This window comes from Oceanococcus sp. HetDA_MAG_MS8 (genome assembly GCA_019192445.1).
In the GTDB taxonomy this organism is placed as follows: Bacteria; Pseudomonadota; Gammaproteobacteria; order Nevskiales; family Oceanococcaceae; genus MS8.
Genome location: JAHCMK010000012.1, coordinates 33,235 through 44,651 on the forward strand (window position 1 = coordinate 33,235; position 11,417 = coordinate 44,651).

Consider the following 11,417-nt stretch of genomic DNA (forward strand, 5'->3'; position numbering starts at 1 on the left):
CAGGGTATGCAGCAGAGCAGCGCCGCCCACGCATGCCGCAGCATTCGGCAAACAGGAGCAGCGCAGTCCAAAATTTTTGCTATGCGGCTCGCCCTAGCGTAACCACGGCCCGCGCGCAGTACGCTGCGTCAGTTCGCGCTGAGGCGCCGCAGCTGACCCAGCAGCACGCTGAGTCCAGCCGAATCAGGGGCATCCAGGCTTTTCAATTCCGCAATGGACTGCGCGATTTGTTCTAAGGCCGCCGTGTGGTTGCTTTGCCAATGCTGGAGCCGATGACAGGGGTCGGGAGCTGAGTCATGGTCCAGAATGCGCAGCAGCAAATCGCGCTGCATACGGTGTGTTTCCTCGCGTAGCTGCACCCGGGCCATGGCCTGCCAGCGGTTCTTGACCGTGAGATGGTTGATGGACTCCAACATCCAGGGTAAGTCCAGCTGATCGCCAAGCAAGAAATATGCGCGGGCCACATCCACGCCCTCCAAGCCACCGCTTTGTGCGACCCAAAGAACATCTAACAAAGCTCCCAGGATGTGGTGATTGGCATGCGCCGTAGCCTGTGCCTCACTGGCTCCCTCAGCGACCATGGCTTGGAAATGCGCGGCATGGCGCTGCTCATAGCTGGGGGCGAGCAGCTGTGGAAGCGCGGCTTCTAGCTCAGCCATTCCAGTGTGGTAGCGCTGCACAATGTCGGCAATATTTGGCAGCTCTGGATGCTCAGTCAGCAGCCATAAACTCATGTGTTTGAGTAGACCAGCCAATCGGTCTAAGGCCCCATAAACGGACCGGATAGGAATATTGGCCGCCTCCATCGCGGTCCAGCGCTGTTCACCCCCCAACACATGAGTGGCAGCCAACCATGCCTGAACAACTTGATACAGGGGCAGCTGACGTTCCTCGGCGACGCGACGAGCAAAACTCGGCCCCATGCGGTTGACTAAGCGGTTTGTAGTGACCGTGGCAATAATTTCATTGCGCAGGCGATGCTCGCGCAGGCTTTGGGCATGGGCCTGGACCACCGCCGGAGGAAAGTACTCCAACAGGTCCTGCTCCAAGGCTGGATCTTGGGGCAGAGGGCTATGGACCACCTGAGCAAACAGATCAAGCTTGGCGTAGCTCACCAGCACAGCAAGCTCGGGCATGCTCAGCCCCTGACCTGCGCTCCGCCGCTCAGCCAAAGCCTCTTCACTGGGCAAGGCTTCGATATCCCGCACCAGCCCGGCATGGCGCTCCAAACTGCGAATGAGGGCGGCATGCTCGGACAGGCGCGACGTCGCCATACCCGCCTGCAGGCAGATCGACTGAGTTTGTAGATCGCTATCACGCAGAACACGTTGGGCGAGATCCTCGGTCATAGCAAACAGCAGTGCATCCCGATCTGCCCGCGGCAGATGACCCGCGCGCATCAAAGCATTCAGAGGAATCTTGAGATTGACCTCCCGATCCGAGGAATTCACGCCGCCGGCATTGTCATTGGAATCGGTAATCACACGAACCCCGGCGCGCGCGGCTTCGATGCGCGCCAGTTGGGTTAGTCCTAAATTGCCACCTTCGCCGATCACCGCCACTCGCAACTGACGCGCGTCGATGCGAAGCGCGTCATTACTCCGATCGCCAACATCGAGTTGGGTCTCTGCGGTGGCTTTGACATAGGTTCCGATGCCTCCATTCCAAAGCAGATCAGCTGGTGCCTGCAGTATGGCTTTGATGAGGGCGTTGGGGCTGAGCGTAGATGCCTCTATGCCCAAGGCCTTGCGCGCCTGCTCTGAAAGGCTGATCGACTTCGCAGAGCGCGCGAAAACTCCACCGCCTTCGCTGATCACGCTCGCGTCATAATCCGTCCAGGACGACCGCGGCAGCGAGAACAGGCGCTGTCGCTCTGCAAAGCTACGAGCGGCATCGGGGCTCGGATCTATAAAGATATGCTGGTGGTTAAAGGCCGCGAGCAGACGAACATGCTCAGACAACAACATACCGTTGCCAAAGACATCTCCGCCCATGTCGCCAATACCAATGACCGTGAAATCCTGAGTTTGGACATCATGTCCGCGCTCTAGGAAATGTCGCTTCACCGACTCCCAGGCGCCGCGCGCAGTGATTCCCATTTTCTTGTGGTCGTAGCCTGCGCTACCCCCGGAGGCAAAGGCATCTCCCAGCCAAAACGCGTACTCCTCGGATAAGGCGTTTGCGATATCCGAGAAACTGGCTGTTCCCTTATCTGCCGCCACCACCAGGTAGGGGTCGTCCCCATCATGTCGACGAACCTGCTTGGGCGGAACCACAGCGCCATCGACCAAATTGTCGGTGATGTCTAACAAGCCACGAATGAAAATTCGATAACAAGCAATGCCAGCCTCACTCCAGGCCGTGCGATCACGCCGATCCACGGCTTGCTTGACCACAAACCCGCCCTTGGCGCCGGTGGGCACGATCACCGCATTCTTGACCATTTGCGCTTTGACCAAGCCCAAAACCTCGGTGCGGAAGTCTTCGCGGCGATCACTCCAGCGCAAGCCGCCACGTGCGACGGGCCCACCGCGCAAATGGATACCTTCGACCTCCGGTGCGTAGACGAAGGTCTCGACCATAGGTCGTGGCTCAGGCAGCTCCAGCACACCGCCAGAACGAATTTTCAAACTGATATACGACTTGGGCTGCCCGTCCGCCGCGGATTGAAAGAAATTGGTGCGCTGCGTGCTTTGCACCACACTCAACATACATGCCAGTAGACGGTCCGCATCAAGACTCTCTACAGCATCCCGTCTTGCCTGCAGTTGGGCAGTGAGTTCCTCTATCTCTGCGCCACAGTCCTGCAGTTCCGGATGAAAGCGCAGGCGGAACAGCTGTACCAAATCGGCAATGAATTCCGGATGGCTACGCAGCAGGCCTTCGGTGTATCCGGAACTAAAGGGCAACAAGGTTTGCTGCGCGTACTTGGCCAATGCGCGAATCAGCGCGGCCTCCCGCCATGGCAGCCCTGCCATCAGCACCAGGGCATTCAGGCCATCGTCTTCAATGGCACCGCTCCAGGCGGCGACGAAGGCTTCCTCGAAGCCGGCGCGGCGTTCGCGATCCGGAGCCTGCTCGGCCCGCAGGCGCACAGCAAAGTGCTGCAGCCAGCCCCTCTGGCCATCCTCGCCGAAGTTATAAGGATGCTGACGCAGCACCTGCAAGCCGAAGTGCTCCAGCATCGGCAGGATCACCGACAAGCTGGGCATCTCGCCAAGGCCATAGAGTTTGAGATCCAGATGTCCAGACTCGCCAGCCAGCAAGCGAACCTTTAAGTCATTGACGTCGCGCAACATGCGCAGGTACTGGAGATCAGTCGCGGCCTCTAAGGGATGCATCTCCTCGCGATACGGGGCCGGGACCAAGCCCAACCAGCGCTGGGCAATGGCCTTGGCATCTTTGTCGGGGAGGACCTTGGATAAGGCCATCAAGACGGCATCTTCCCAGCGCGTAGCAAGCTCAACCAAGCGCTGCTCTAACTCCTCCACAGTAAGGGGCGTGGACGTTCCCGGAGGTGTACGAACCGTGAGGTGAATACGCGCCAGCCCATCACGCTGAAAAGACACCTCATGCTCGACCTCGTGCCCCCCCAGCAGACGCAACAGGGCTGCACTCATGGCCCGACGCGCACGCGAGCTATAGCGATCGCGGTGCTGATAAATCAGGCAGGAATAAAAGCGGCCATAGCGATCGCGTCGCAAAAATAGGCGCAGATGCTGTGATTCACGCACCGTTTGCACGCCGCGCACCAATGTATAGAGCTCACGCACACTGGATTGGAACAACTCATCGCGCGGCAGATTATTCAGAATGTCACGCAGCTGCTTGGCCGAGTGACCCCCGGGACGCAATTGCGAGCGTCGCATGACCTGCTCAATTTTGCGGCGGACAACCGGAATGCGCCGTGGCAAGGTGTTGAATACTTCGCTGGAGAACAAGCCCAAGAAGCGCGCCGTTCCACAGGGTTCTCCGGCGTCGTCATACAGCTTGATGACCACCACATCGCAGTATTCGTCATGGTGGATGGGCGAGCGCCCCTCGGTTGTGGTGATCACAATCGGGCGTTTAGACGCCGCGTACTTGTACATCTCCGCCTCGGGTGCCACTTGAATAGGACATGTCTCTGAGGCGCGCCACAAGCCCAGACCCGACTCCACATCTGGGCTGAGTCCGCCCTCGGCTGTGGAACGAATGCGCTGATAGCCCAAGAAGGTGAAGTGCCCGTCTTCCAGCCAGCGTAAAAACTCCGCAATCTCCTGCCGCTCGGCGGGGTCCACGTCGGGTACTTTGACCGCGAGTGCATTCACCTCCTCCTGAAGCCGAGCACGCATGAGCGGAAAATCTTCCACCACATGCTGAAGTTGGCGCAGTACCTGAGTGAGTTCTTCTTCTAAGGCAGACACTTGGGCTTGGTTGAGCCCCTCCAGCTCCATCTGAATGAGTGACTCTGGGTGACTGGCAGCGTTGTCGGCGATACGCCGAAATTGCCCGCCCTGCTGACGCTCCACGGCCAGTACCGGATGCACCATCCAGCGCACCTGGGCGTGCTGCCTGCGCATGGTCATCAGCAAGGTATCGACCAGGAAAGGGCGATCTGGCGTTACCAGACGAAATAACCAACCCTGCCCCTCGCTCAGCTCTTCAAACTCGAAGCGCGCGGGTTCGGCAAGCGTGCTTTGCACCAGCCCTCGGTGGGCCAAACCCCGATGGAGCAAATCCGGCGGATGGCAACGGCTGAGGATCTGCGTCTCTACCCCCGCGTAGTATGCGCGCAGGAATTCAATGACCTGACCGCGCTCCTGTCCGGACACTTCTTGCTGGCACAGCGTGTCTAGCTGTTCTAGCACCAATTCGCGCTCTTGATCTGGCGCGCTCGATGGCGTCATGGTATCTCCCGTTTCGTCCGGTTTTTGGGAACCGGATGCAGGGACTATACCGCCTCTACCAGGGCGGATAGATAAAATCTTGCTGGCTTAGCAACACCGTGCAACCTGAGGACCAGAACCATGGTGGTCGTCATCTTTCGATCGCGCCTGCGCGAGCCCGCGCATGGCTATGCCAAAGCGGCACAACACATGGAAGACTTGGCTGCCCTACAGCCTGGCTACCGAGGGATCACGTCCGTGCGTGATGCCCAAGGCTGGGGTATTACCTTGAGTTATTGGGAGGATGATCAAAGCGCGCGTGCTTGGCATGCCAACCCCGACCACCAAGCAGCAATCCGGGCTGGTAAGCAGCGCTGGTACAGCGAGTACCAAGTGGAAGTCGCGCGCATCGAGCGCCGCTACAGCAGTACGGACCCGCGCGACTGAAGCGAGCTAGGCTGAACCCGATGGCTCTTGCAAGGCTTTGGCAAGGCGGTCGCCTTGGGTCAATGGCGCAGCCGACTGAAAGGCCGATAAGGAATTACAGGTGCGATATATTCGTCGCACGGTCGGATACGCCGACAGGTCCAAGCCATTCGCCTCCGCATTGGCCACCTGAGGCACTAAACACACATCGGCCAACGTGGGCTTATCGCCATGACAATATCGGCCTGGGGTGAGATGGGCATGCAGCAGGGACTCCATGGCTTGCAGGCCATTGTGCGCCCAATGCTCATACCATTGCCTACGCCGCGCATGATCCAAATCCATCTCATCGCGCATGTAGCGATAAATTCGCAAGGTATTCATGGGGTTGGTATCGGCAATAAGCACCTGGGCGAAGCTGCGCACACGGGCCCGATCCAATAGGTTTTCTGGCAGCAAGGGGCGCTCTGGGTAGCGTTCCTCCAAGTATTCCAAGATGGCTGAGGACTGGGTAATAGTCAGCGAATCATCTACCACCAAGGCCGGAACCAAACCCTGCGGATTGCGCGCTAAATAAGCCTCAGAGGCCTGTTCATCACGATCTTCGTCGATATACACCGAACGATAAGGAATAGATTTGTAGTTCAGAGCAATGCGCACGCGATGCGCGGAAACACTGCGGTAGTAGGTATATAAATCGAGCATGCTAGTTGTGTGTTCTCAGGTCGGTGAGGCGGAGCACAATCGTGCGGCTCCGCGAACGCCACTGGCGTCGCCATGAACAGAAAGGCGCAATAGAGTATCAAGCCGAGGGCTGAATACATATGGAGGAAGCGCTTCGCGTAGCCGCGCCAGCAAGCCAGGTACGCGCGACACGCCGCCACCAAAGACGATGGCCTGCGGGTCAATCACGTTAATGATGAGGCTGAGTGCTCGGGCTAAATCATCCACCCACGCATCCATCACCTGAACCGCCGCAGCATCGCCAGCGTCGATAGCGGCAACCAGGGCCTCAACGCTGGTGGTACCCGCCCGGCGGGCCAGCGCAGGACCACTTAAGTGGCTTTCAATACAGTTGCGGCCACCACACCAGCACACTTGTTCTTCTCGGGGGTTGGGCAAAGGACAGTGCCCCCATTCTCCAGCCGCGCCGTGTAGGCCTTCCCAGTGCTTCCCATGAACCACCAGCCCACCACCCACGCCGGTGCCTAAGATGACGGCGAATACGGTGTCGAGCCCAGCGCAGGCCCCATCCTCGGATTCGCTCAAAGCCAGACAATTCGCGTCATTCGCAATCTGCACCGGTCTTTGTAACAGGCCTTGCAAATCATCTTTGAATGCGCGCCCATTCAGACAGGTGGAGTTGCAACCACGCAGCTCTCCGAGTGCTGCATCCCAGGTCCCCGGAGTCCCAATTCCAAGCTCTGGCAGCCGAGTTTTTACCCGCGCTTCCAGTTGCTCAACCAGCTGCGCGATGGCCTCTAGCGTGGCGGCGTAGTCGCCCTGAGGAGTGGCAACGCGAGCTTGGGCAAGAGCAGCCCCAGCATCATCCAAGACCACTCCGGCGATTTTAGTGCCGCCGAGGTCAACTCCGAGACGCAACTCCCTACCCTGATTTAGCGATGACGCTGACTAGCAAAACGCCGCAGGGCCGAGGTCGTGAAATGGCTTTGGGGCTTTTGCACGTCGTATTCCATAGGGTCCTCTTCTTCATTGGTCATGTTGAGGATCACGTAGCGCCGTGACTGCAGGTCGTAATGGGTCTGCATGGCATTCACTAGCAAGGGAATTTGAGGGTACTGCCGTGCGTAACTTTCTGCGTAGCGCCAAAACTCGCCCCGCGCGTCGTACATGTCTTGCAGCAAAATCAGCCAAGAATCCTCATCTAGATAAAACACCCGTTTGGAATACACATGACCTGCCCCTTCGCGTAGCTGGGCCTCAACCACCCACATCCGGTGCAGCTCGTAGCGCACATGTTCGGGGTCGATATGACCAGGCTGGATTAGCTCATCGTATTCCAAATCTTTATCGTGCAGAGCTTCGGTGTTGTAGGGCACCAGCATCATGCGCTTACCCTTTAAGTTGAAGTGGTAGCGGTCAAAGGGCCCGTTGAACATATCGATCTGGTCCTGGGTGATCAGACCATCTCGGGCGGGGTTGTCATAACCCACCTCTCCGATGCGCCGCACTTTGCGCGTACCTTGGTTGTACACCCAGACCAAAGTGTCGTGCTCGGATCGATCCAATGGAACATGCAGCAAGTAGGCGTCGCCGACCTTGTTCGCTGGGGCCACGAGCTTGGTCATAATCCAACCAATCATGGGCTTGTCCACGGCCTCGGCCATCACCGGATTGTTATAACCAAACACAATCTCTAAGTACTGGCGCTCGATCACATACGCCCCAGACTTTGTTGTGACAGCGTGGTTCACGAAACCCTGAAAGCCGGTGGTGCGGTACCGCGCCACATGGTTCCACATGGCTTCAACGCCGTTTTCCGGAACGGGGAATGGCACTCCAGCAGAGGCACCCTCCAGGCCAGAGCCTTCGTTGATCAACGTCACGCTGTCGCGGTTCGCTTGGCTTTGGGCTTGAACCTCAGCCGGTAGGGCTGCGGTACGCCGGCTGGGGTAAACCTGCATGTAGTAGCTGTCGGGGTAGGTTTTGAACAACGCCCGCTGCCCAGCGCTCAACAGCTCGGCATATTGCTCCACGTTCTTCGCATTAATGGTGAACAGCGGCTCATCATCCGCATGCGGGGCCTCCAAGTCTGTGAGTTCATCACCGGCCCCCGTATTCACCCAGCCACCATCCCAGGGAGGAATGCTCAGGCCATGTGGGCCCTGCTCCGCTTTGGGATCAGCGCCAATGGGGGTTAAGGCGTCTGCATAGGCCGTCGTCGCAACCCAGCCAACAACAGCGGCCACTACGGTAGAGAGTCTCCTATTCATGCGCGCAGTATAGGCCGGCAGCATAGCTTTGCGTCATCCATACAGCACGGCAGGCGGTACAATACCCATATGAGTGATTTCAAAGGCATTCCCATCGTCCGCAGTGGCGAAAAATACCGCACCGAGCAAGGTTTTTCGGCGGTTCGCGATGGTATTAAAACGGCCAGGGGTAGTAATGCTCTTGCCGATGGCGCTCGTCTGGCCAAACCCAAATGGCTGAAGGCGCAGCTTCCCAGTGACCCCAGGTACTACAAAACCAAGGGCATTGTGAATGAGCACCGCCTCGCCACTGTGTGCGAGGAATCCAAGTGCCCGAATATTGGGGAATGTTGGTCACATGGCACTGCCACCATTATGTTGATGGGCAGCGTCTGCACCAGGGCCTGCCGATTCTGCAGCGTCGATACTGGTAACCCCAAAGGTTGGTTAGACCCCGAAGAGCCTGCCAATGCAGCGAATTCTGTCGCACTCATGCAGCTCAAGTATGTGGTGCTCACCAGCGTGGACCGAGATGATTTGGATGACGGTGGTGCCGGCCATTACGCAGCTTGCGTACGTGCCATTCGCGACCGCAACCCAGATACCGCTGTGGAAGCCCTTACACCGGATTTCCAAGGCCGTTTGGACGATGTCGCCACTGTGGTGAATTCCGGCTTGCAGGTCTTCGCGCAGAACGTAGAAACCGTGGAGCGCCTCACCCATGCCGTGCGTGACCGCCGTGCCGGCTACGCACAAACTCTAGACGTGTTACGCCACGCCAAAACTGTCAATGCTGAGGTCCTTACCAAAACCAGCCTTATGCTAGGCTTAGGCGAATCTGATGCCGAGGTCGAGCAGTGCCTACGTGACATTCGCGACGCTGGAGTCGATATCGTCACCCTTGGGCAATATCTACAGCCAACGCGCAACCACCTACCCGTCGACCGTTATGTGTCTCCGCAAAGCTTCAACCAGCTCCGCGAGTTTGGTTTAGGATTAGGCTTTATGGAAGTCGTCGCCGGACCCATGGTGCGCTCCAGCTATAGAGCCGACCGGGTCTTCCAAAAGAACAACTGCGACGTCTAGTAGCGCCCCAATATGGCGGGCTGCCAGCCCCTAGTGCCCGGCCTTTTTGCCGAGAACAAGCGTTGACAGGTTTACATCGCCGGCAACAGCAAGGGCAATACGGGCTCCGGGCTTGGCTCGGGAAGCGGTTCAGAGACTGCCTTTTCCAACAAGGGGCGGTCGGTTTGCCGACTCTCTCCTGGTAGCGGATACAACCAGCGCAGCAGGTCGAAATAAGCGCGGATGTTTCCTACGTAGGCACGTGCCTCGGTACCACGCGCATAACCATGGCGTAGGGTTTGATACCAACGCGGCTGCATGAGTTTGGGCAAGTGAGCACGCAGATCTATCCAGCTTTGATCATTCCCCCCGAGGCTTCGCGTGAGCCGCTGTAGGTCCAAAAAGTGCCCAAAGCCCAGGTTATATGAGGCTAAGGTCATCCAGGTTCGATCGGGTTCGGGTGCTCCCGGCGCCACTCGGGAATGTAGTTTCAAAAAGTATCGGGCGCCGCCATCGATACTTTGCTCAGGGTCGGTGCGCTGACGCACACCCACTTCGCGCGCCGTCGCTCGGGTCAGCATCATCAGTCCACGCACACCCGTGGGGCTCACCGCGTCGGCGTCCCAAGCCGACTCTTGATAAGCCATCGCTGCCAGAAAGCGCCAATCAATCCCATAGGTCTGGCCGGCTTGCTCAAAGAGTTCTCGGAAGGCGGGCAGGCGTGAATCCACACGCTGTCTAAACGCGCGTTGACTGTAATCATCAAGGCGGCCTAAGTGCTTAAAGTGTCGATCTTCCAGGCGCTGTAGATACCCACTTCGCTGGGCTCTGTCTAAATACCCCTGAACCCGCCCATGCAGTCCTTGTCCGCCCTCACTGGGAACCGCCCACACCTTGGCCACAGGAGGGCCCAGAGCCGGACCTGTACGCAGTGATGGATGTAGGCGTTGTGCCAAGGTCAAGCTATCAGCGTCAACAACTAAGGGCTCCACCAGATCCTGGTGCAAACGCTCCAACAAAAAATCAACGGGCTGGGGGCTACGCAACAAAATGGCTTGCGGTAATACAGAGCGCACATCCGCCTTGGGCGCGCCCTCTACCAAAATCAGCTCTTGGGCACCGACCTCAGGCAGGTCCACCCTACAGTGACGATCTTTAGCACTACAGGCCAACACATAAGGCGCTTGCCGGTAAAAGGATGTCAGCAGCAGACCTGGCGGGATTGTCTCCGGGCGTGACCAGGCCGCAGCGAGCAAATGCGCATTGCCCATAGCCACCTCTTCCATAGCCTGCCCCAAATCGGGAAATACCTGCCAATCGATGCTGAGCCGGAACTCTTCGGCGAGTTTCTGCACCAGCTCAAACTCAAACCCCGCTTGACCATCACTACTTTCATACACCGTGAAGGGGCCATTCACAGTGGCCACGCGCAGTTCGCCCAAATCTTGGACTTGATCCCAGACATCTTTGGACTGCGGCCCCGCCGTTAACCAAAACACACAAGCCACACCCAACAGCGCCTGACGCAGACCGCGATTGAGTAAACCACCCCGGCGCCAACGGCTCCAGTGCGCAACCCACACACTCCAGCGGGTAGAAAACACAAACGTCCTTTTGCAAACCCCGAAAACCCCTACAGATTATGCGCAAAGCCCCCGCAAAGGTTAGAATGCGCGGCTCGGAGAGGTGCCGGAGTGGTCGAACGGGCCTGACTCGAAATCAGGTGTACGCCTCGTGCGTACCGTGGGTTCGAATCCCACCCTCTCCGCCACATACAAAAGACCCCGCCTTGTGCGGGGTTTTTTGTATATGCGATGGGGGTGGTTTGATGAGAACCCATCTGGGTTCGACCGATGGGCAGGACAGCCCATCGTGACTGCACGCTAGTGCAGCCCGCAGGGTGAGGGCCAGGACGGCCCGAATCTATCCCACCCTCTCCGCCACATACAAAAGACCCCGGCTTGTGCGGGGTTTTTTGTATATGCGATGGGGGTGGTTTGATGAGAACCCATCTGGGTTCGACCGATGGGCAGGACACTCCGGCGTGACTGCACCCTTGGTGCAGCCCATTCCCTGGATGTGGGTGGTCCCTGATAGACAGGCTTTGAGACCGCTATCAGCCCAT

At 58.2% G+C, this 11,417-nt stretch carries 7 protein-coding genes and 1 tRNA gene; 3 read left to right on the forward strand and 5 right to left on the reverse strand.

The window, feature by feature from the left end:
* Positions 1-128: 128 nt before the first annotated feature.
* Entirely contained in the window at positions 129-4,889 is a 4,761-nt protein-coding gene (locus KI787_15090; protein ID MBV6631281.1) for an NAD-glutamate dehydrogenase, read from the reverse strand.
* Between the two features lie 120 nt (positions 4,890-5,009).
* Here KI787_15090 and KI787_15095 point away from each other — a divergent pair, with 120 nt between their 5' ends.
* Positions 5,010-5,315 carry an antibiotic biosynthesis monooxygenase gene (locus KI787_15095; GenBank protein ID MBV6631282.1) on the forward strand — a complete coding sequence of 102 codons (306 nt, stop codon included), beginning with the start codon at positions 5,010-5,012 and terminating at the stop codon, positions 5,313-5,315.
* A gap of 6 nt (positions 5,316-5,321) precedes the next feature.
* Here KI787_15095 and maiA read toward each other — a convergent pair whose 3' ends face one another.
* From maiA to KI787_15110, 3 genes are read right to left on the reverse strand one after another with little or no spacing between them, the layout of a single operon-like run.
* A complete protein-coding gene (gene maiA, locus KI787_15100) occupies positions 5,322-5,999 on the reverse strand; it encodes a maleylacetoacetate isomerase (GenBank protein ID MBV6631283.1) in 678 nt (225 codons plus the stop codon).
* Between the two features lie 15 nt (positions 6,000-6,014).
* Positions 6,015-6,896, reverse strand: a complete 882-nt coding sequence (locus tag KI787_15105) for an ROK family protein (GenBank protein MBV6631284.1) — start codon at positions 6,894-6,896, stop codon at positions 6,015-6,017.
* A 14-nt stretch (positions 6,897-6,910) separates the two neighbouring features.
* Positions 6,911-8,224: a DUF1329 domain-containing protein gene (locus KI787_15110; protein MBV6631285.1), complete on the reverse strand. Its 1,314-nt coding sequence runs from the start codon at positions 8,222-8,224 to the stop codon at positions 6,911-6,913.
* Between the two features lie 93 nt (positions 8,225-8,317).
* On the opposite strand from KI787_15110, the gene lipA reads away from it, so the two are divergent.
* Positions 8,318-9,313 (forward strand): lipoyl synthase, encoded by a 996-nt coding sequence (lipA, locus tag KI787_15115; GenBank protein ID MBV6631286.1) that lies wholly within the window; start codon positions 8,318-8,320, stop codon positions 9,311-9,313.
* A gap of 71 nt (positions 9,314-9,384) precedes the next feature.
* On the opposite strand, the gene mltF is transcribed toward lipA, so the two are convergent.
* Complete coding sequence (gene mltF, locus KI787_15120) at positions 9,385-10,896, reverse strand: membrane-bound lytic murein transglycosylase MltF (protein ID MBV6631287.1); 1,512 nt, start codon at positions 10,894-10,896, stop codon at positions 9,385-9,387.
* Positions 10,897-10,972: 76 nt separating this feature from the next.
* On the opposite strand from mltF, the gene KI787_15125 reads away from it, so the two are divergent.
* A tRNA-Ser gene (locus tag KI787_15125) sits at positions 10,973-11,063 on the forward strand.
* Positions 11,064-11,417 lie beyond the last annotated feature (354 nt).